18 protein-coding genes and 2 tRNA genes are annotated in these 22,683 nt (G+C 44.2%); 14 read left to right on the plus strand and 6 right to left on the minus strand.

The window, feature by feature from the left end:
• Window positions 1–8 precede the first annotated feature (8 nt).
• A complete protein-coding gene (locus RTJ53_RS06015) occupies window positions 9–818 on the minus strand; it encodes a hydroxymethylpyrimidine/phosphomethylpyrimidine kinase (protein WP_312276410.1) in 810 nt (269 codons plus the stop codon).
• Between the two features lie 336 nt (window positions 819–1,154).
• Between RTJ53_RS06015 and RTJ53_RS06020 the strand changes: the two genes are divergently transcribed.
• Window positions 1,155–1,244 (plus strand) — tRNA-Ser (locus RTJ53_RS06020).
• A gap of 103 nt (window positions 1,245–1,347) precedes the next feature.
• A tRNA-Arg gene (locus RTJ53_RS06025) sits at window positions 1,348–1,424 on the plus strand.
• A 74-nt stretch (window positions 1,425–1,498) separates the two neighbouring features.
• Here the strand turns inward: RTJ53_RS06025 and RTJ53_RS06030 are convergent.
• Window positions 1,499–1,645, minus strand: coding sequence for a hypothetical protein (locus RTJ53_RS06030; RefSeq protein WP_312276270.1), 147 nt, complete (start codon window positions 1,643–1,645; stop codon window positions 1,499–1,501).
• Window positions 1,646–1,710: 65 nt separating this feature from the next.
• Between RTJ53_RS06030 and RTJ53_RS06035 the strand changes: the two genes are divergently transcribed.
• Window positions 1,711–2,358, plus strand: a complete 648-nt coding sequence (locus RTJ53_RS06035) for an RDD family protein (protein ID WP_312276271.1) — start codon at window positions 1,711–1,713, stop codon at window positions 2,356–2,358.
• On the opposite strand, the gene RTJ53_RS06040 is transcribed toward RTJ53_RS06035, so the two are convergent.
• Window positions 2,359–3,264, minus strand: a complete 906-nt coding sequence (locus RTJ53_RS06040; protein ID WP_312276272.1) for a polyprenyl synthetase family protein — start codon at window positions 3,262–3,264, stop codon at window positions 2,359–2,361.
• Between the two features lie 101 nt (window positions 3,265–3,365).
• Window positions 3,366–5,186: an acyl-CoA dehydrogenase C-terminal domain-containing protein gene (locus tag RTJ53_RS06045; RefSeq protein WP_312276273.1), complete on the minus strand. Its 1,821-nt coding sequence runs from the start codon at window positions 5,184–5,186 to the stop codon at window positions 3,366–3,368.
• A gap of 387 nt (window positions 5,187–5,573) precedes the next feature.
• Between RTJ53_RS06045 and RTJ53_RS06050 the strand changes: the two genes are divergently transcribed.
• The 4 genes from RTJ53_RS06050 to RTJ53_RS06065 all read left to right on the plus strand — a co-directional run bounded on the left by RTJ53_RS06050 (window position 5,574) and on the right by RTJ53_RS06065 (window position 10,102).
• Entirely contained in the window at window positions 5,574–7,355 is a 1,782-nt protein-coding gene (locus tag RTJ53_RS06050; RefSeq protein ID WP_312276411.1) for an ABC transporter ATP-binding protein, read from the plus strand.
• Between the two features lie 139 nt (window positions 7,356–7,494).
• Window positions 7,495–8,133 (plus strand): MarC family protein, encoded by a 639-nt coding sequence (locus RTJ53_RS06055; RefSeq protein ID WP_007117140.1) that lies wholly within the window; start codon window positions 7,495–7,497, stop codon window positions 8,131–8,133.
• Between the two features lie 350 nt (window positions 8,134–8,483).
• Window positions 8,484–8,789 (plus strand): hypothetical protein, encoded by a 306-nt coding sequence (locus RTJ53_RS06060; RefSeq protein ID WP_312276274.1) that lies wholly within the window; start codon window positions 8,484–8,486, stop codon window positions 8,787–8,789.
• Between the two features lie 155 nt (window positions 8,790–8,944).
• On the plus strand, window positions 8,945–10,102 hold the full coding sequence (locus RTJ53_RS06065; RefSeq protein WP_409418144.1) for a 5-(carboxyamino)imidazole ribonucleotide synthase: 1,158 nt from the start codon (window positions 8,945–8,947) through the stop codon (window positions 10,100–10,102).
• Window positions 10,103–10,334: 232 nt separating this feature from the next.
• Here RTJ53_RS06065 and RTJ53_RS06070 read toward each other — a convergent pair whose 3' ends face one another.
• Entirely contained in the window at window positions 10,335–11,564 is a 1,230-nt protein-coding gene (locus RTJ53_RS06070; protein ID WP_312276276.1) for a toxic anion resistance protein, read from the minus strand.
• A 301-nt stretch (window positions 11,565–11,865) separates the two neighbouring features.
• Complete coding sequence (gene efp / locus RTJ53_RS06075) at window positions 11,866–12,438, minus strand: elongation factor P (RefSeq protein ID WP_204155483.1); 573 nt, start codon at window positions 12,436–12,438, stop codon at window positions 11,866–11,868.
• 155 nt (window positions 12,439–12,593) lie between these two features.
• On the opposite strand from efp, the gene epmB reads away from it, so the two are divergent.
• The 7 genes from epmB to RTJ53_RS06110 all read left to right on the plus strand — a co-directional run bounded on the left by epmB (window position 12,594) and on the right by RTJ53_RS06110 (window position 22,611).
• Window positions 12,594–13,595: an EF-P beta-lysylation protein EpmB gene (gene epmB, locus RTJ53_RS06080; protein ID WP_312276277.1), complete on the plus strand. Its 1,002-nt coding sequence runs from the start codon at window positions 12,594–12,596 to the stop codon at window positions 13,593–13,595.
• 154 nt (window positions 13,596–13,749) lie between these two features.
• Entirely contained in the window at window positions 13,750–15,516 is a 1,767-nt protein-coding gene (locus RTJ53_RS06085) for a hypothetical protein (protein ID WP_312276278.1), read from the plus strand.
• Window positions 15,517–15,719: 203 nt separating this feature from the next.
• Window positions 15,720–17,909: a GGDEF/EAL domain-containing response regulator gene (locus RTJ53_RS06090; RefSeq protein WP_312276279.1), complete on the plus strand. Its 2,190-nt coding sequence runs from the start codon at window positions 15,720–15,722 to the stop codon at window positions 17,907–17,909.
• Window positions 17,910–17,951: 42 nt separating this feature from the next.
• Window positions 17,952–18,392: a c-type cytochrome gene (locus RTJ53_RS06095; protein WP_312276280.1), complete on the plus strand. Its 441-nt coding sequence runs from the start codon at window positions 17,952–17,954 to the stop codon at window positions 18,390–18,392.
• Between the two features lie 90 nt (window positions 18,393–18,482).
• The gene (locus RTJ53_RS06100) at window positions 18,483–19,436 is read left to right on the plus strand and encodes an AAA family ATPase (RefSeq protein ID WP_312276281.1); all 954 of its coding nucleotides are present in this window, start codon (window positions 18,483–18,485) and stop codon (window positions 19,434–19,436) included.
• Window positions 19,437–19,531: 95 nt separating this feature from the next.
• Window positions 19,532–20,548, plus strand: a complete 1,017-nt coding sequence (locus tag RTJ53_RS06105; protein ID WP_312276282.1) for a DUF58 domain-containing protein — start codon at window positions 19,532–19,534, stop codon at window positions 20,546–20,548.
• Window positions 20,545–22,611, plus strand: coding sequence for a transglutaminase TgpA family protein (locus RTJ53_RS06110; RefSeq protein ID WP_312276283.1), 2,067 nt, complete (start codon window positions 20,545–20,547; stop codon window positions 22,609–22,611). The genes RTJ53_RS06105 and RTJ53_RS06110 overlap by 4 nt, the downstream gene beginning before the upstream one ends.
• Window positions 22,612–22,683 lie beyond the last annotated feature (72 nt).

Genomic DNA, 22,683 nt, shown 5'->3' on the forward strand with positions numbered 1-22,683 from the left:
TAGCTTACCTAACCTAGTATTGAGTTGTAATGAAAGCGCTTGGGAATTCGTTGACCATGAGGGTGTACAATGTCAGCAACTTTGAGCACGTGTTGCGTCCAAATATCTGCGCATTGTACCGCTGTCACAAGCTTATCACCCAGTGCCAAGCGACCTGCGATATAACTTGCTAGACTACAGCCTGAGCCGTGATATTCACCCGCCAGTCTTGGCAAAATTGCTTGGTATGCCAGTCGGCAGGTTTGGTTGTCATTAACGTATAAATACTGCTCAATACCAGAGGCTTGGTTATCGTGAGACGTCTTGACTAGCACTGCTTTGGCGCCTTGCTGGCACAAATCTCTGGCGGCGGCGTGTAGATTGTCGATGCCTGTCAAATCCCGCAGTTCAATGCTGTTGGGGGTCATCAGGGTCGCAAAACGGGTCAACTGGGCAAAGGCAGCCACCAAAGTGTCTTTGTCACCTAAAGCACCGCCACTGTTCGCCACCAGTACGGGGTCAAGCACATATGGCGTACCTGTTGCAATACTGCCATCGATAAAAAGCTGCGCGAGCATTGCAATATTGTCAGTGGTGCCAAGCATCCCTGACTTGATCGCTTTGACAGGCAAATCATTGAGCACTGCTAGTGCTTGCGCCCTTACCAGTTCACTTGCGCATGCCTCAAACCCAAAAACTTGCTGTGAACTTTGAACGGTCACTGCGGTACAGGCAATCGCTGCATGACTCCCTGATTGCCCAATCGACTCAATATCCGCTTGCAAGCCTGCGCCGCCTGATGGATCTAACCCCGAAAAACACAATACAGTGGGGCGCAGTGTCATGCTGGGTGCTAAAATAGGGGCAAGGGTAGCAGGGGTTGACATAAGATTCTCACAGGCTAGTTATCAATCCTCATAAAGGATTGGTTAAATGGTTTTTTTAATCATTACTTTCAAACAGATTATCATATAACGACTGAGCCATAAACAGCGACTGGGTTATAGGTAGTCACGGTGCCACTGCCAAGGTGCTGCAATTATTCTCACATAATTTTTTTAAAAAGTCTTGCAAATTTGGATTGGTTTGTTATAATGCCCACCCACAATACTTGAGGTTAATGGCGACATTGACTAAAATTATTGTACGGTGTTATAGATAAGTAAGACCAATTTGGTGACGTGGGTGAGTGGCTGAAACCACAGCCCTGCTAAGGCTGCATACGGGAAACTGTATCGAGGGTTCGAATCCCTCCGTCACCGCCATTTATTGAATCAAAATTAATTTTAAAATTATTTAAAATAAAGTTTGACAAAATAAACACTCTAACTTATAATAGCGCCCACTTCAAACGAAGACATTAGTTAAGCGCTTGTAGCTCAGTTGGATAGAGCATCAGGCTACGAACTTGAGGGTCGGGGGTTCGACTCCCTCCAAGCGCACCACTAATTACTTTGTTAAAATTAATCGCCACTCTTTGAGTTTAGGCGATTTTTTTTATGCCTTATTCTTTTATGCCTCATATTACTCGGCGGGGTATTTTGCCATTTCGTTTTTTCACCACTGCCTCACTATTGCCTAAGGCATTTTCATCCCAGTCATGTTTATCCCAGTTATGTTTATCTAAGCCATGCGCTGATGGGTCTGTAGTTAGCGTTTGAGTCATAGCGTTTTGGTTGTATTTAGGCTACAATTTCGCTTAATTTCTACCATCATTCGCTCGCCATACCTATGCCTAAGACCAAAACCCCAATGTTAAAAACAGCTGACACCAATAGCCACCCGCAATCTCTGCCATCAGCGCCATTGCCAGAACAACAACCCGTGATGGCAAAAGCGGCTACTCGGCTGATTGCTATGTTGTACGATGGTATGTTGATTTTGGCGATGCTATTTTTTGTGCAGATGTTGCTTATAGTATTGGGGACTAAAATGCTAGGTTTGGCAGGGACGGATATGAAGCAAGCGGCGACATTACCGCTATGGTATCGTAATGTTGTGCAAATCCCGGCGTTCGTGATTATCTTGGTCGGGTTTTATGGGGTATTTTGGCGTAAGGCAGGGCAGACGCTTGGCATGCAGACTTGGCGGCTTAAAACCATGAACCGTGATGGCTCATTGCTAAGTTGGCGGCAATCGATGATGCGGATATTAGCCGCGTGTTTATTGCCTGTGGTCTGCGGGATGATAGGCTATCTTATCCACCAGTCAGTGGGTGCGCTGTATTTTAGTATGTTTATCGGGCTATTGTTTAATTATTGGTTTGCTTGGGTCAATAAGCAAGGCTTGGCGCTACATGATTTGCTATCAAACACCGTGACCATGAAAATGCCAAAAATTAACCACGAAGGCTTGTTTGCTGGGTTTAGAAAGAAATAATTACTTGTCTCTCGCCCACAACCAGTCTGCCAAATCGACCAAATAGTTATCATCGCCAAATTCAGCAATCACCGCATTTTTCGCGGTATCAAACAAGCTTTGGGCGTAGGTCTTGGCAGCATCGACGCCTAATAATTTCACATACGTGGATTTATCCAATTTTTCATCACTACCCGCAGGTTTGCCAAGCTGCTTGGTATCGGCAGTCACATCCAAAATATCATCTTGTACTTGGAAAGCCAAACCAATCTGCTCGGCAAAGCTATTGAGTGCTTGGCGCTCGCTTTCAGTCGCGTTGGCACAGATGGCACCCATCAAGACTGACGCTTCAATGAGCGCGCCTGTTTTGTCACGGTGGATGGCTTCAAGCTCAGTTTGGCTAAGCTGTTGGTGCTCGCCATTTAAATCCAGCATTTGCCCCATGACCATCCGCCGTGCCCGTGGCGCAAACGTGGCAGAAAGCGGCGTAGCAAACTCACTGTTTTCACCAAAATACGTATGGGTCAGGGCTTCAAATGCTAAGGTCTGTAGCACATCACCGGCAAGCATGGCAGCGGCTTCACCATAGGCGATATGGGTCGTAGGGCGACCTCGGCGCAGCGCATCATCATCCATACAAGGCAAGTCATCATGCACCAGCGAATAGCCGTGTAGACACTCCACCGCCATCATGGCACGGCGCACGTCATTTGATAATTGATAGGATGGGTTGGCAAGATTGTTGCCGATTTTTACCGTGGCAAAAGTTGCTGCAATCAGCAAAGGACGTACCCGTTTGCCGCCATTGGTCATCGCGTATAGGCTTGCTTCATGCAGCGGTGAGGGTAACTTGCAGGCTTGGAGGTAGGCTGTGATATCCGATTCTAGTTGGTCAATGACTTGGCGCGAAAAAGCAGTAAATTCCATAATCAATTCTTTTGTATGTGTTAAAATTTTGAGCAATAAAAAAGCTGCCCCCATTAAGGTTGAGCAGCCTTTTTGCAAAATGGCGCAACAAGTTTAACCCATTAGTCTAGGAAATTAAAGCTATCTAAATCCATCGCCATTAACTCGCTTGGTGCCAACATGCTCTCTGAGTGACCTGAGGCGCGTGGCAATAGTTTTTCAAAATAGAACTCAGCGGTTTTGATTTTGGCTTCATAGAATTCTTTGGTTTCGCTGCCGCCATTTTTGAGTTTATCATACGCTACCGCTGCCATGCGTGCCCAGTGATAGCCCATGATGACGTACCCTGAGTACATTAAGTAATCATCGGATGCTGCTGAGACGATTTCACGGTCTTTACGCGCCGTCAACATGATACGTGTGGTAAGGGTATTCCACTCTGCACAATATTTGGTCAATTCCCAAACAAATTTACGCATGCCTTTGTCTAGTGCGTATTCACTACACCATTTCATGATATTGGCGGTGTAATCAAGTAGCACTTTGCCTTTTGATTGAATTAACACTTTACGACCTAGTAGGTCAAGCGCTTGTACGCCTGTGGTGCCTTCATACAAGGTTGAGATACGCGCATCACGAGCGATTTGTTCCATGCCCCATTCTTTGATGTAGCCATGACCGCCGTAGATTTGCATACCATGTTTGGCACATTCAATGCTTAGTTCAGTTAAGAAGCCTTTAAGTATTGGGGTATAAAAGCCCAATTTATCATCCCATTTGTGGAACTCAGCATCGTCACCGAGCATCGCTCCTTCAAACATTTTATCAGCATAGCGTGATGCGTGATAAATCATTGAGCGCGCCCCTTCTGAGAAGGCTTTTTGGGTAAGTAGCATGCGCGCAACATCGGCATGATGGATAATCGCATCAGCCACTTGGTTTGGCTCTTTGGTACCTGATAGCGTACGCATTGAGCGGCGTTCTTTGGCGTAAGGCAATGAGTTTTGGAAAGCCAATTCCATATGCGCTAAGCCTTGCATGCCTGTGCCTAGGCGGGCAGTGTTCATAAAAGTAAACATGGCTTTTAAGCCTTTATTCGGCTCACCGATTAAATAGCCTGTCGCATTATCAAAGTTGAGTACCGCAGTTGCTGAGGCTTTGATACCCATTTTGTGCTCAATTGAGCCACAGTTAACTGGATTACGCTCACCAATGCCACCGTTTTCTGTAACCAAGAATTTTGGCACGATAAATAACGAAATACCCTTGGTACCTTCAGGCGCATCAGGTAGTCGTGCTAATACGATATGCACGATATTTTCTGTTAGGTCATGTTCACCGGCTGAAATGAAGATTTTGGTACCACTAATCTTATAAGTACCATCCTCTTGTGGGATGGCTTTGGTTTTAACTTGACCCAAGTCGGTACCACATTGTGGTTCAGTCAAACACATGGTGCCTGACCAGCGACCTTCTACCAAAGCTGGCATATAAGTGGCTTTTTGCTCGGCGGTGCCGTATTGCATGATGGTATTCATACAGCCCACCGACAGCCCTGGATACATGGCAAATGCCCAGTTTGCCGTACCCATCATTTCACTTTTGATGAGGTTGACTGACATTGGCATATTTAAGCCACCAAATTCTTCAGGAAACGGTATGGCTTGATACCCAGCTTCAACGAACATATCATAAGCTTCTTTGAAACCTTTTGGCGTGGTGACGACACCCTTGTCAAAATGGCAACCTTCATCATCGCCTGATTGGTACAGTGGCATCAACACATTGCTACAATAATCCGCAAAACTGTCAAGCATCATATCCACGGTTTCAGGATCGGCATTTTCACCAGATTTTAAGGTTTTATAGTGTTCGGGATAATTAAATACTTCATTGGTTAAAAAGCGAATATCACGGAGGGGGGCTTTATATGATAATGGCATACACTGAAATCCTTTTAATAGGCTATTAACTAAGATAAAAAGGGAAAGGTAAAAATAAGTCCGCTCAGTATAAAGGTATTTCCCGCTAAAAGCTTCAAATCATAATAAATATTCATAGATAATACTAATTATCATAAAATTATTTTATGATTTTGTAGTGCAAAGCGCCGCATGGACAAGAATGCAACAATTACCAACTACCTTAAAAGCACTGGTTTTATTTAAACTTTACCAAAGATATTAAACAACCAAACGTATTGAAAAATCATTTGTGAGCAACTCTTGCCAAATCTTCACAAACAATCTCCTAATCCATCGCTAGCTAATAAGTCGACACTGCCATCCAAACCTGCGCCGACATCACTCAATAAACGCGAACGCGGCGCCGTGCTGTGGTCAATTATCAAAAAATTATCCGTTTTTGCAAAACCTTATCACTCATTAATCATAGCGACGCTGCTGCTTACGGTGGTTGGTTCATTTGCCGCACAGGTCAATGCTTTTGTACTGCGTTACACGGTCGATCATTTGACCGAGATTCTCAAACTCAGCGAGCCGTGGCAGGAAGGTGCAAAACTGCTCACGACTATCAGCATCGTGCTACTGCTCAAAGAGCTGTTATACGCGGCAATCAGCTTTGGACAGCGTTATTTCGGTGAAAAAATCCGTATTAATTTATCCCGAGATTTATCGCAAAAAGTCGTAGAGCGCATTTTAAGTTACCGCATGGGGTTTTATACCCATCCTGATAACGACAGTGGTAAGCTGCAGACGCGCATTGATTTGGGTGTTAGTAGTCTCACGCGCTTGGTGCAAAACTTTTTTATTGATATGTTGCCATTATTTGCCAATGCGATTGTAGCACTGGTAGTGATGTTTAGCGCCAATGTGTGGGTGGGGATGGTAGGGCTGGTGATTGTGCCGATTTATTTTTATATCAGTCAAAAACAAGCCACGCGCTTGCAAGGATTTCGTCGGCAGATGCGCCACTACCGGGAGAGCAAAAGCGAGCAAATCATTTCGCTGATTAACGCTATTACCGTGATCAAATCCTTTGTCCGCGAGCCGATTGAAGCGCAGAAACATTTTGCTATTCAAAAAGAGATGACCGATAACCAACTCAAAACGCGCGGTATTGGCTTTGGTTATGATGCACTCAAAAGTTTTATCGAGCAGATTGGTGTCGTGGCGATTATTATTTTAACCGCGTATTTTGTGCTTGATGGGCAGATGACCATTGGCATGATTATGTTTCATGTGTTGTTGTTTCAAAACGTGGCATCGCCGATTCGCCAGTTGCACCGTATCTACGATGAGGTCAATGATGCGCTGACTTATGCCGAAGGGTTTTTTGATATTTTAGAAGATGATAGCCAAATCGAAGTGGTAGGTGGTGTCAATCCTGCGACGGTACAGGGTGATATCGAACTTCAGCACGTGGATTTTGTCTATCCCAACGGCAACCAAGCCTTGCAAGATGTCAGCTTTCGCATTCGGCGCAATCGAATTACTGCATTGGTCGGCTTGAGCGGCGCAGGTAAAAGCACCATTATTAATTTGTTGGTAAAATTTTATCAGCCTACGCAGGGACGAATTTTGCTCGATGGCAAGGATTTGCAAGACTATGATACCCATGAGCTACGCCAACAAATCGGTTTGGTGTTGCAAAAAAACCATATTTTTGGCGGTACTATTGAAGAAAATATTCGTTATGGCGATTTAACTGCCAGCCAAGCCCAGATTGAGCAGGCAGCAATACAAGCCTCCATTCATGAACAAATCACCCAGTTGCCCAAAGGCTACCAAAGCGAAGCCAAATCCTTGTCAGGTGGACAGCAGCAGCGTATTGCACTGGCACGTATGTTTCTTAAAAATCCGCCGATTGTGTTTTTGGACGAGCCGACTGCAAGTCTAGATGCCATTGCCAGCCAGCAAATCAAGCGCAGTTTGGATTTAATCAAACAAAACCGCACGGTGATTATTGTGTCGCACAATATCGCGCAGATTATTGACGCTGATGATTTGGTGGTCATCGAGCAAGGGCGCGTGGTGGAGACAGGCACGCATGATGAACTGTATCGCAAGCAAGGCAAATACTATGAGATTTTTAATGCCATGTCCGATAGTTTAAATCTTGATAAAATCACCCAAACGTTAGAGAGCCATTAATTTTGGGTTCATCATGCAGGCTTAGTAGTCAGCATGCGTACTGGTGGCGCTAAGCGAATTAACGCCGTAACCATGCTGACTTAAATTTATGCTACCATAACTGTTTTGTAATATTCACCCAACAAGTTAGTCAATACTCATGGAATCTCAAGTCTTAAAAATATTTTTGGCACTGGTGGTACTGGTCAATCCATTTGCTGCGTTATCGTTATTTATTGATATCACCAAAGACGCCAATCGACAACAAACTCGCAAAGTTGCACTGATTTCAGCCATTACCGTGTTTGTGACCATTGCGATATTTTCGTTGGCAGGCGAGCCTATCTTAAAGGTGCTGGGGATTTCGCTTGGGTCATTTCGTATCGCAGGCGGTATCTTGGTATTGATTATTGCCATTGGCATGATGAATGGCGCTGGCAATGTAGCCAAACCGCATGTCGGCAAATCAGGGGATTTAAATGGTGTGGCGTTTCAAGGAGCGGCATCTGCCGTGGTGCCGTTGACGATTCCGATGGTGATTGGTCCTGGTGGGATTTCTACCGTGATTATTTATGCCGCGAGCGGGCATAGTTATTTTAATATGCTAGCGATTATCACCGCAGGTTTGATTATCAGTATTATTACTTATCTAAGCTTTATGGCAGCGGGGCAGGTAAGTCGTTTTTTAGGTGATACCGGGCTTAATGTGCTCAACCGTATCATGGGGATGCTACTTGCGGCCGTTGCGGTAGAGATTTTTGTTGGCGGCTTAAAAAGCGTATTTCCGCAGTTGTTGTAAGTTCACCAGGTCGCTAAATCGGTTCGCTCAATAATTTATCACAGCAACCCTTAAGCATTATGCATTGTAGTGGCTGTGTTAATATCACAAATTATGCTTGATTTTTACCGTTAAAGTCGCCATTTTAATAATCATGCAAGATGCCAAACCCTGTTAATAAGCTGTCAACAAGCTTTTAAAAAGATGCAAGCGTTAAACCATGCTTAGGTTGATTAAAGCGATATGATAGGGTGACTAACAGGTTTCTTAGTCTAGTTTATAAGCCTAGCTCATAAGCCTAGTTCATAAGATAGTTATTAAGGTAGTAACCAAAGTAGTCACTGGGGCGGATAAAAGATTGAGGAGCGACGATGCAAAAAGATACAAAATCAGATTACCAAAGCCTACTGCAAGCGGCAAAGGATGCCAAAGCAGAAGCGATGATGCTGGAGTTTATTGAGCAAGCTGACGGCAAAATGGTACTACGTACCTCGAATGACGAATCAGAAGACTTGGTAAGTATTGAATTTTCTGACAAAGTGAAAGAACTGTTGGGGGATGATACCCAGCTGATTGGTCAAAGTATGATTCATGCGGCCATTCAAACCTTAATGCAAAAGCAGCTCTCGCAGTGGCATGCCAATGTGTATGACGAAGAACCCGTGCATTACAGTTAACGCGTAAAACCTATTCATTGATTTATTGAACCCATAAGACTAAAGACTTATGGGTTTTTTTATGCTTAGATTTTTTATTTGTGGGCAAATCCTTTATAATTAGCCATAATTTTTCTTCTGTGTTTTACTTATCAAAAAGAGCTGCCACCATGCCTATGCAAACCGCCAATTTTTATACCATCAATCATTCCAATTATCCTGTCAAAACGATTGGGATTTTAGGTGGCGGACAACTTGGTATGATGTTGGCGCAAGCAGCATTGCCACTCGGTATCCGCTGCGTGTTTTTGGAAGATAGTGCCAATTGCCCCGCACGCTTACTGGGCAAAGTGTTTAGTAGCGAGCAATTTGAAGATTTTGCCCAAAACTGTGATATTTTTACTTTAGAGTTTGAAAACACCCCGCTCAAACCTGCCCAGTTTTTGGAATCGACCAAAACCTTATACCCTTCATCATTTGCACTATCAGTGGCACAAGATCGGTTAAATGAAAAAAACTTGTTTAATCAATTAGATATCGCCACCGTGCCTTTTATGGCAGTGCATAACAAAGCCGATATCCAAGCCGCCGCTGACAAATTGGGGCTACCCTTGGTACTCAAAACCACACGCGGGGGCTATGATGGCAAAGGGCAGTTTGTGGTCAAATCCGCTGACCAAATCGACACCGCGTGGGCAGAACTTGGCGACGCAACCAAAACAGCGCCCCTCATTGCCGAAGGCTTTATTCACTTTGAGCGCGAAGTATCTATCATTGCAGTGCGCGCCCAAAACGGTGAAATCCGCTATTATCCGCTCGTGCAAAATGAGCATAGTAATGGTATTTTAGCCAAATCAACCGCACCAGCACCGAACGTCGAGCAATTGACCGAACAAGCCCAAAGTAATATCAAAAAATTGCTCGAACATTTAAACTATGTGGGCGTGTTGACGTTAGAATTATTTGTGACTTCTGAAGGCGGCGCTGAAAAATTGCTAGCCAATGAAATCGCACCCCGCGTGCACAACTCAGGGCACTGGAGTATTGAAGGCGCGGTAACCAGTCAATTTGAAAATCACATCCGTGCGGTGGCAGGGTTGCCATTGGGAGACACAGCCATCGTCAAACCCTCTGTCATGCTGAACGTCATCGGAGAGTACCCAAAACTTGACGAAGTCCTAGCCTTCGCTGGCGTGCACGTGCACAATTATGATAAAGAAGAACGCGAAGGTCGAAAAATCGCTCATATCACTGTCATGCCGAGCGATAGCAGTCAACTGGATAACACGGTCGCGCAAGTGGTTGCAAAATTACCCAATAAATTGTCTGACTAAAGCCATGTATCAGCAAAGACACCGCAATCATGGCGGTGTTTTTTTAAGCTAAAAATACCTTGTTTTTCAAAAACTTTGCTTTGCAAGAGTAATCTTCACGAACGGACACTTTGATAGTTTTTGCTTGTTAGTTCTCATCAATTATCCTTTTATTATTACTGATAAAAGATGGTGATAAACAGTAAAAGCCGCAATCATTCGTGAGGTTGCTCATAGTCAAATCAAACGGGGATTAAAGTTTGACATTACCCAATTTATCCTCATCAATTTGTAGCTCGTTGGCAATCTCACTCACCGTTTGGCGATTGGTGCGGTCAAGGTAGGTTTGTGCGCGGTCAACTTCTTGGGTAAGTACATTGAGCGTTTGCTGCATATTGCCCAGTGCTTTAACTTTAAAGGCATCAATCGCATGCATGGTCTCATAGATGTGATTAAAGGATTTTTGCAGTTTTTCCAAGTCCACTGAACTGCCACTGGCTTGCTCATGCACTTGCGCGGTTTGGCGTTTGAGCATGACTGACGTTGATTCAATCAAGTTACTGGTCGTTGAGTTAAGCGCATTGATTTGGTCGAGTACCAATCTTTGACTGCTCAGTGCTTGTGACACCATCACCGCAGTACGTAGCGCAGCAATCGTTGTCGTCGTGGCACGGTCAACGCCTTTGATAAGCTCTAAGTTATTTTTGCGAATCATATCAAGCGCCAAATACCCTTGGATGTTCACCGCCAGTTGGGTCAAAAAATCCATATTTTTCTGGCGCACATAAAACAGCAATTCTTCTTTGACTACGCGTGCTTTTTCAGGGTCAGTGGCTTCAAGCTCACCGATTTTTTGCTCTAGACGTTCATCAATTTTTTTACCGACATAAATATATTGACGGAGCGACTGCATCAGTGCCCACATATTGACCTTTTCTTGCTCAATGCTGGCATTGTCTTTCATCAGTTCATCTTTGCCGTGATACAGGCTTTCGATGATGGCATTGATATGGGTTTGCGAAGATTGGTATTTACGAAAATAATCTTGTACGGATTTGCCCATTGGGATGATGCCCAAAAATTTGCGTGGACTTGACAGTGAACCTTGGCGGGTTGGATCTAACTCTTCGACCACGCTGCGTAGCTCAGTCAAGGATTTGGCAATCGGGGAGTTGTCAAATAAGGCTTTATCCATGCTTTTGGCAGGACGATCAAGCATGCGATTTGCAATCTGCGCGGAAGCGCGAATTTCGGCACTACCCAGCTGATGAATGGCGTTGACTTTCTCATCGAATACAGACGTGTTGACAGGGGTTTGTAATACATGCATCACAAAATCGTTCACTTTGGCATCAAGCTCAGGCACTTTGGTTAGGTCAAGTTTGACTAGTTGGTCGGCTTCATCTTGTGGCACAACGGCAACGGGTTGCGGCGCTTCAAGGGTGATGACAGGGCTGGTTTCTGGCGGGGTGAGTTCTGGCATGATATATCCTTGAGTTGTCTATACTTATGTTTGTATGTTAACTTACCTTTTAATTTGTCTTTGTATTTTAGCGGTTTGAGCTAACGCTAGTTTGATTATCTTGGTGAATTATTTCATTTGTTGTTCTATTTGGGTAATCATTTTTCCATGCGTGTTTGACGAATGATTTTTATGATTTATCGCATAATGCTATGTCAATGTGACAGCGTAACAAAAAATTTTTCAATCACATGTTAAAAAAATAAAAGCCCAACAGTTAGTTGGGCTTTTATTTTTTCAAAATTCTTGGTATTAAAATATATTATTGTACCCGTGATAGGTATTCGCCAGTGCGGGTATCGACTTTGATTTTTTCGCCTTGTTGGACAAATAATGGCACACGTACGACTGCACCAGTTTCAAGGGTTGCAGGTTTGCCGCCGCCACCTGATGTATCGCCTTTTAGACCTGGGTCAGTTTCGGTAATGACTAACTCAACAAAGTTTGGCGCGGCCACACTTAAAGGTACGCCATTGAATAGGGTAATGGTACATTCTTCGTTGCTATTTTCTTTTAACCATTTAGCCGCATCGCCCATCGCATTTTTGTCGGCTTGTAGCTGCTCAAAGCTTTCTGGGTGCATAAAGTGCCAGAATTCACCATCATTGTATAGATAGTTCATTTCAGTATCAACAACGTCAGCGCCTTCAAGACTATCGCCAGATTTAAAGGTATTTTCTAATACTTTACCCGTTTTTAGGTTACGCATTTTGACGCGGTTGAATGCTTGACCTTTACCTGGTTTAACGTATTCATTTTCTAAAATTGCAAATGGGTTGCCTTCATGCATGACTTTTAAGCCAGCTTTAAATTCATTGGTTGAGTAATTTGCCATAAAATTTCCTAATAAGGTGTTGCGACTAAAAAATAACCGAGGTAAATCAAATCTTTGTATAATAGCCAATTTGCTAAACATGCGCTTCCTACGCGGTAACCCTATCAGCGACAGGCGTTATCAGCAAGCGGCATTGACAATTGGATAAACACTATATGATAAACTATTTGGCGACACAAAAAAACTGGCAAAATGCGTTTTCTGATACCATCACGAGCTTTGCTGGATTGGCGCAAGCGTTGGATTTGCCGATAGATAGTTTTGACAGTCAGGTCGGTCAATTTCCCCTAAAAGTGCCACGCCGCTTTGTGCAAAAAATGGGGAAAGGCGATATTAATGATCCGCTGCTTAAGCAAGTGTTGCCGACGTTTCAAGAAACGGTACAAGTCACCGGATTTGTCACCGACCCACTCGATGAACAACACGCCAATCCCGTCAAAGGCATCATCCATAAGTATGCATCACGGGTGCTGATTCCTGTCACCGGGGCTTGCGTGGTCAATTGCCGCTATTGTTTTCGCCAGCACTTTGACTACCATGAGAATCTACCAACCCAAAACGATTGGCAAGCCATTAGTGCCTACATCACAGCGCACCCCGCGGTCAATGAAGTGATTTTAAGCGGCGGTGACCCATTATCGCTGAGCAATCGTCGTTTATTGGAGATTTTCACCACCCTTGAAGCACTACCCCAAGTGCAGACCATTCGTATCCATACCCGTGTACCTGTGATGATTCCTGAGCGCTTAGATGAGCCGTTACTTGCGCGATTTGCCAACAGCCGCTGTCACATCGTCATGGTCATTCATGCCAATCACCCCAATGAAATCGACCAAGAAACACAAATATTTTTGGGTAAGGCAAAAAAAGCGGGTGTTACTTTACTTAACCAAACCGTGCTACTCAAGTCGATTAATGACGATGCAAATACGCTTGCAAGCTTGAACGAAAAATTATGGCAAGCAGGCGTCTTACCCTATTATTTGCATGTGCTTGATAAAGTTGCCGGGGCGAGCCATTTCTATATTTCAGATGAGCAAGCAGTCGCTCTGTACTGGGAGTTACTCGCCAAATGTGCTGGCTACTTGGTGCCAAAGTTGGTGCAAGAATTACCTAATAAGCCATTTAAAACACCGATTGACTTGTATAACCACTAAAATTCGTTGAAAGACAACAACTAAATAACGGTTTATCTGTTATTTGTCTTTTAAATAGTGCAATTATCTTAAAATAACTAGATAAAATATGGCTTTTGTGTTATTTATTGTTGTTAAACAAGTCGAAAAATGTTGTGCATTTGGGTGCAAAAAAATGGTTACGGATCTCATACTAGACGATTTCTTACAGCGTATAAACGATACACCGACTAGTCCTATTGAACTTAAAGTAACGCAGAGTTCATTGCAGGATACGACCGATTGGCAGATGCACTTTAATCGTATGTCGGCGTGTGAGATGTATGACGAATATAAATTCGTGATCAACCAGTTGATGTTTGCCGATATTGACGACGTCAAACGCTTTGCATTGTTTGAGGAGGTTAATAAAGCCGTCAGCGTATTAATCGGCAAATTGCGGGTGAATTACCAAACCCAACCCGGGATTTTTGATGAAGAAAAACAGCAAGGCTTAGATACCGTATTATCGGTGCATTATCTAAGCATCATGTTTTACCATGTTATCTGGCAACGAGCGGCGGCTTGCCCTGAAGTGGCTGATAAAAAAGGCATCACTGGCTTGTTTCGCCATAAACATCAATCCCTTACCCCCACCCAAGTCATTCAGCGCTGCCTATACGGTATCATGCTATTACTGCGCCAATCGCTGTTTGAAAAATATATCGGCTATCGTAAAGATACACAGGTAATTTGGCAATACCTGAATGCCTGCTATCGGTTTGCAGTTACTAATGATTGGCAATCTATCACCCTGCCAGTCAAACTGCATTCTGCCAATGAATATAGCAAACAGGGGACACCGCTATCGATTGAGGAAATTTATTTTCACTGCTTGATGGTGGCGGTCACCAATCCGTATGCTTGTCGACGTGCGGATATTTTGGCCATTCAAAAAATAAGTACCCAGTTGATGGAAGAGCTCATTATCAGTAAAGATTTGGTTGAAAAACCTTACCTGTATATTGATTTAGAAGGTAAACAGCCGCCCCAACTGCTAGCAGTCGATGATTTATTCAATCCTTTTGCAGCAAATAGCAACTGTCTGTTTGTGATGTTTAGCCGGTTATTTAAACGCTTGCATCAAACCATTACCCAAGGTCAAATCAGCACCGATGCTGAGATAAAAAATAGCGCGCGTCAGGCCAAATTAGTATTGAATAATCTGCAAGATGGGTTAAAACCAGCGGCAGAGTATTATCATAGCCATTCAAAATGTGAAGTCGTGCTCGGCTTTAATAATATCCACTACATGCTTGCCAATAAAACCAGTTTGGGCAATCTAATTCAGGCCAATGAGCTGCCTGAGCGGTTAAAACCCAAAGCTCAAAATACTGAGTATCTTAAAAAATATACCGTTGTCGAGCTGAACAAAGAAAATCCCCAATCCATGTGCCTGTCGCATGTGTTTAGCTACCACAATCAGCTCGTTGACCAATATCCGAGCATTAGCCGTGGTGATAGCTATCACCCGCTGAGTCAATTGCAAGTCAATTCCTTAATAGCGATGCGAAAGGTGAATGGTTCAAAAACTTGGCAGCTCGGCTATATTAAAGACAACCGTCAGGGTTTTATCGATACGCCAGCTGGGCAACCAACCAACAAAACCTACTTAGAAATTGAGGCACAAGTGCAAGTGCATTGTCAAAATGCGATTCCCTGTGGCGTGCGCTTTCAAAATGCCGGTAGCCGTCAGCCACATTTTGTTGCGGCATTTATAATTCCGACCGCCCCAAACAACGCTGATAGCCAGACCCGTTTACTGATGGCGCGTTTTGGCTACCAAGTGGCAGACAAGCTGGTGATACGTATTGATAACAAAGAAATTAACGTGCGTTTAACTGAGCTACTTGATATGACTGATGATATCGAGGAATACGCTTTTGTGAGAATTCAGTTTTAATCACTAAAAAATGGCAACAAAAGTTGCCAAACTGAATCTAACCCATTAAAAATAAAAGATTTTCATATCTTTATAGCCGTTTTGATTGATTAATAATATAATAAGAAATTGAATCTAATATTATAAATAATTTATCAAAAAATTCGCTTATAATAGTTCGCTTAGTGCTCTATAAACCAAGCGTTTAATGGGATAGTTAATCGATGCAAAAACAAAAACAACTCAACCTGTTAATCATTGATGATAACCAGCTGTATGCCGAACACTTAGTTGGGTTATTAGAAAAACATTATTATAGACAGGTTAATTTAGGATTTTTGGATGCCAAAGACGAGCTGATAAAGTTATTGCGCCAGTCTTGGGACATTATTTTAATGGGGAATGCATATGATTTATCGTTTAAAGACGTCAAAGAGATTTTAAAAGCTCACGATGCTCACATCCCCGTCATCGCTCTGTTGCCGGATGACGCCACTGCTCACCCTGAGGCATTAACTGCCAATGAGCAAGCCCAGACCCAGCTTGTTAGCGACCCTGATCAAACTCATAAGTTATTACCTTTATATACCTATTGGGGTGCAGCGGATGCTTTGCGCAAAAATAAGTTACTGCGCATGGCCATTCGTATCTGCCGTGAACACGAGCATCATAAACTCGTCCGCGAGCTTGAGCGGCTAAAAATGGTATTAAACGATGCCGAACAGCGTGCCAATATTCTTATCAAAAACTCCAAGAGTGCAGTGGCTTATATTGAAGATGGTTTACATATTTATGCCAATGAGCCCTATCTTGAAATGTTTGGGTTTAAAACACTCGATGAATTGATGGGTATACCCGTTGTTGACTTGATTGCGCGCAACAATATTCAAGATTTTAAAACGTTTTTAAAAGACTTTGAAAAAGGCAACCGTAAAAACGTCGAATTTAAATTTGAAAGTGTGAGAAAAGATAATACCACCTTCGCCGCTAAGCTGCAGTTAGCGGCTGCTACCTATGACGGTCAGCCGTGTCTACAAGTCATTATCCAGCCCAACGAACAAGCCAATAGCGCTGAGCTTGCCAAAAAACTTGAGGCGATGGAACGCATTGACTCAATCACAGGGCTATTTAATCGTCATGGTTTTGAAAGACTGTTTAACCGACTGCATGACGTGATTGTTGAGAAAAACCTATCTGTAGGCTTGATGGCGCTACGCGTCGATAATATTGGTAAAATCCATGCCAGTGTGGGGATTGAAGGGATTGATGGGGTGGTGGTTGCTGTTGCCAATATTCTTGAGCAACATCTCACCGAGATTGTTGGGGTAGAGCGGGTGAAAAATGGCTATTTGAGCCGGTTTAATGATAGCATGTTTATGCTGATTATCCCTAATATGCGACAACAAGATTTGACAGCATTGGGACAAAAATTGGTTGCCGATATTAATAGCACCATTATTGAAATTGGTCATCGTACGGTTAAGACCACGGTAACGATTGGTGCAACCTTAGTCAACGCCAGTGCACCTGATACCAATAGTATTATTAACCGTGTCATCCAAGCCGTCGGCATGGCGACCAAAGCCAATAAAGACAGCAACGACGATAAAGATTTATTCTATCTATATGACCCAAGTAGCTTTGCCAGCAGTGATGACAGTGCGCTGTACGAATCGCTACGTGATGCGCTAGAACACAGCAAATTTAAATTATTATATCAGCCGATTTATGACGTTGAAAACGATGTCAGTAACATGTTTGAGGTGTTTTTACGCCTGCCGCTAGCAGATGGCAGCTTAATGGCACCTGATAAATTCTTAGAAGTGGCGACCCGACATCAGTTAATGGATAAAATCGACCGTTGGGTGTTAATTCAAGCCTGTAAAGATTTAAAACGTTACCGTCATGAGGTCGATGCCAGTGCCCGATTATTAGTGCATTTAAGCTCGATATCACTAGCAGATGCCACCTTGCCAAGCTTTATGAGTCGATTGATGCAAGCATTAGGTACCAGCGAGCAGGGGGTATTGACGTTACAGTTTAATGAAACCATGGTAATGGATCATCTAGCGGTGGCAGCCAAACAAAGTAATGAGCTTAATCAAATGGGTTGTCACCTAGGTATCTATAATTTTGGCTCGGCGGTCAATGCCATGGAAATATTGGAATTTGTCAAACCACAGCTGGTACGACTCGATCGCAGCTATATCAAAGATTTGAGCAACAATGACAATGTCAATACCGTGGCAACGGTGGTGCGCGAAATCACTGAACGCGGCTCCAGTTGTTTGATGCCCTTCATTGAAGACCCTGCTGCCATGTCAGCGGCGTGGACAGTCGGTGCGCGTTATTTGCAAGGGGCATATTTGCAAAAAGCGAGTGACACCATGCACATCGAGACTGAACCAAGCTAAATCCAAGTGCTGAATTTATAAGATAAAAACGAGTTAGCCAAAATGCACCAAACAATCATTCATAAATCAAACCGATTGCCTATTCTAGGATTGGGTCTTTGTATCGTTATTGCGACAGGTTGTCAACATCAGCCACCCGCTCAGCGCCCAGCAGTTACCTTGCCCGTTTATAGCCAAGGGGATGCCGATAACGGTAAAAAGCAATACGAAGAAGCCTGTCTCAAATGCCACAAGCTGCAGCCAGGAAATAACGAGAAAGGCCCGCAATTACTGCGTATTTATGGGGCAAAATCCGCCTTATTAACCGATTATCAATATACAGACGCACTAAAAAACAGCAATATGACGTGGACAGCGGAAAATTTGGATAAATATATCGCCCATCCAAAACAAACTATCCCAGGAACGCGTATGCGTTCTGACCCGATTGCTGATGCCAAAGTCCGCCAAGATATTATTGCTTATATTTCGACGCTTCGTTAGATTGCTTTGTGGCTATGCCTTTAAGCGATATTTTGAGTTAACATGATTGATAAACAAAATTTAAACTTTTAAAGGATAGACCACACTGTGATGGGTAACTTAGACAATCAGCCGTTACAACAACGATTGCAAGCCATGCTGGTGAGTATTAATGAGATCGTGTTGGATAAACCTGCCGTGGTGAAGCTGGCGGTTGCTTGTTTGTTAGCCAATGGTCATTTACTGCTTCAAGATTTACCAGGAATGGGTAAAACCACGCTGGCGCACGCGATTGCCAACCATTTGGGGTTATCGTTTAATCGGGTGCAATTTACCAGTGATATTCTACCTGCCGATATTTTAGGAATTTCGCTGTATAAAACTGATACTGGCACGTTTGAATTTAAGCCAGGGCCGATATTTTGTCAGTTGTTACTTGCCGATGAAATTAATCGCTCAAGCCCAAAAACCCAATCTGCGCTGTTAGAGGCGATGGAAGAGCGGCAAGTGTCGCAAGATGGGGTAACACGAAAACTCCCTGAACCTTTTTTTGTGATTGCCACCCAAAACCCGACGCAGCAATCGGGTGTGTTTATTTTACCTGAGTCACAGCTCGATCGGTTTTTGATGTGTTTATCGCTGGGTTATCCCTCGGTTAATGCAGAGCGAGAGTTGCTACTGGGTAAAGATAGACGTCAACTGCTAAGTCAAATTACCCCGATGTTAGATACCCAATCATTGCAGCAGGCACAAGCGCAAGCCAAAGACGTATATATGGCAGATGTCGTGATTGACTACTTGCAGCGATTGGTAGCAAAAACGCGTGAAAGCCGAGACTATCATGGTTTATCTACCCGTGGTGTGTTGGCATTAAAGCAAGCGGCACAAGCCTTTGCATATTTGGGTGGCTACAATGAAGTGACGCCAGAAGATATCCAAGCGGTATTTGCTGCCGTCGTTGATCATCGCTTGGGGCAAGCTTTTATCCCATTTAATCATTTGGGCGGTGAGCAGCCGCAATCGATTGCGACCCAGTTGTTACGCCAAGTGCCAGTAATGGTGTAAACCATGATGTAAACGTGTTTTAGCGTTAAAAACTTTCTCATTACTGTATTTTTATTATCCGATTAAATTATCCCAATTAAGAGCCCACGCCTATCATGTTTGCCATTCGCCAGCGACTTGAAAACTACTTGCAACCATGGTTTAAGCGTCGGGCGCCGGTCAGTCGCGACATCACCCTCAACCTGCGCAACGTATATATTTTTTTGAGTAAAGAAGGGTTGCTGTACGCTTTTTTACTCATCATTACCTTTGTAGCAGGGATTAATTACGCCAATAATTTGGTGTTGGGTTTGTGCTTTTTGCTAGGTAGTCTACTCGTGGTGACTATCCATTATACCTTTGCCCACTTGGCAGGGTTGCAAATCAAACTGGTGGATATCAGCGATACACAAGTGGGTGACAAAGTGCAAGTGCGACTGCAAATTAGTAGTGAGTCAAGGCAGCCGCATCGGCAAATTCGATTAAGTTTTGCCAACAACGCCTTTGACTTTAAACAGCCGATACGCCGCAAACCCAATGCACTGTCCGCACCAAATGATTGGCTGTTGGTCAGTCAAATACAAGCACCGCAACAGGTGAGCTTATGGTTAACAGCCGACAAACGCGGCAAATTTGTGTTACCCAGACTCACGGTGAGTACCGTATATCCCTTAGGGATTTTGCAAGCTTGGTCGTATGTGTTTTTTGCAGGACACGCGTGGGTGTATCCTGCGCCACTGAGCTATGAGATGAAAGCCAGTCAGTTTGTGCCATCTGATGATGAACAAACCGCTGCCGTACACACCCAAGCAGGGCAGGAAGATTTTGACCAGCTGGATAATTATGTCCCAGGAGAATCATTGGCGCGTATTTCGTGGGCGCATGTCGCGCGCGGGCAAGGACTCATGTCAAAACGCTTTGTGGAGAGTGTGGGGCAGCAGCAATTGCTTGATTACTATCAAATGCCTGCGGTGACGCATGAAGAAAAACTCAGCCAGCTGCGCTACGGGGTGGATAGTTTGACCCAAAGCCAAATCGCTTTTCAATTGCGACTGCCTGATGGTGAAGGCGCAATAGGCGAAGGACAAGCATTTCGTCAGCAATGTTTGCTAAGATTGGCAAAAACGCCATGAGTCGCCCTAACCCAAATCACCCTAGCTTAACCTTATCTCAGCGCCTAAACCAAATCTCGGCGTATCAGTGGATATTGCTGTCTCAACTGTTGATTGTGGCTTTTCACGTCAAAAATCTACCCATTTGGCTATCGGTGTATGCCTTTTTTATTATCATCTTTCAATTGCAACCCCTGCGACGTTGGTTGCCCAACGCTTTGTATCGTCCGCGCTCATTACAGTTGATACAGTACACAGGATTTATTGCAAGCTTGGTGGGGCTGTATTTGACCTATCGTACCGCCTTTGGATTGGATGTCGGTATCGCGTTTTTGCTATTGTGTGCCGTCAGTAAGCTACTGGAATTGCATACCAGGCGTGATGGCTATGTGGTGCTGAGTTTATCACTGTTTGTATTGGCAGGGCTGTTTTTAATCAACCAAGATTTGATTACAACGTTACAAGTGGCGATTGGCACGATGGTCGTGCTGTTTGCCATGATTGCGCAAAATGATGATGGTACAGGACGCTACCGCACGCTTGGCTTATTGGTCGGCCAAGCCATTCCCCTGACCATTATTCTGTTTTTATTTTTTCCCCGATTGCCGCCACTATGGTCGGTGCATTTGAGCGGCGCGCAAGCAAAGACCGGCATGTCAGATAGTATGTCACCGGGCGATTTTGCCAACCTCAGTCAATCGACTGAATTGGCATTTCGGGTGGAATTTGGCAATCAGCAGCCAAGCCAACAAAATTTATATTGGCGCGGTTTGGTATTTTCTGATTTTGATGGCACCACCTGGCGCGCCAATCCTCGCACCTCGCTTTGGACGCCCGATCAGCCGATTGCTGATTGGTTGTTACCGACGTTGAAGCTGAGTAAACGCTTTACCTTAGCCGTTAACCCTGACTATCGGGTGATTTTGGAGCAGACGGGACAAAATTGGCTGTTTGGGCTTGATTATCCGATAACCAACCAAAGAGGCATTGGGCTGACGTCGGATTTTACCTTGCGGTATTGGGACACTGTCAATCAGCGGTTTACTTATCAAGTGCATTGGTTAGATGATGCGCCTATCAATTTAGCCTTATCTACCCAGCAACGTCAGGTCAATTTAGCATTGCCAGCAGGCGGTAATCCGCAAAGTCGCCAATTTGCGCAGCGACTCTACCATCAAGCAGGCGATGACCCGATTGCCTATACCAACGCCATCGCCCAGTGGATGCGTACCCAACAGTTTCGCTACACCTTATCACCCCCTACCTTGGGTAATAATCGCATCGATGATTTTTTATTTGCTACCCGTGCAGGGTTTTGTGAGCATTATGCGTCAAGTTTTACTTACCTTATGCGAGCGGCAGGTGTGCCTGCTCGGGTGGTAGCGGGGTATCAAGGTGGGCAGTTAGGGCGTGATGGCAAAAGTTGGGAAGTGCGCCAAATGGATGCCCATGCATGGAGCGAGATTTGGGTGCAAAGGCGCGGCTGGGTGCGTGTAGATCCTACGGGTTTTGTCGCACCCAATCGGGTCGAGCAAGGGATGCAAACGGTGACCCAAACGGCTGGGGCGCAGCTATTTGGTGATGGCGTGGCAGGGCAAATTAGCTATCAACAGTTTCAAATGCTACAGCAAGCGCGCCGCTTGTTTGACCAAGCTAGCTATTATTGGCAACGCGATGTGGTCGGCTATGACCAAGACCGCCAGCGGTCATCGCTGTTCAAATGGCTCAATATCCAATCTGTCTATCAGCAAGTGATGGTGATGTTTGTCACCCTTGTGAGCGTCCTTGCTTTATTGGGATTGTGGCTGTGGTGGCGTCGTCGCCGGGTGTGGGATAGGCATGATTGGATTATGGTACAGTTATCCAATCGCTTGGCAAAAAAAGACAAAACGCTCGCAAGGCAGGATAGTGAGGGGGTGCTGGCTTGGCTTACTCGGCTTGAGCCAAAAGTCACCGATAAGGCAGCCCTTCAAGCACTTGCCGTGCTATATCGACAAATCCGCTATCAGCAGCCTACGGATAACAAACAATCCATACGGCAATTAGACAATTTGGCGAAAACCATCGCGCTAAAAAAACATTAATATTCAATATTTGTTTGCTATACTCTATAGAATTGAAATAAATATAGTAAATAAATATAGGGCTCACTAAAT

This window comes from Moraxella sp. CTOTU46711 (assembly GCF_031975715.1).
Lineage (GTDB): Bacteria > Pseudomonadota > Gammaproteobacteria > Pseudomonadales > Moraxellaceae > Faucicola.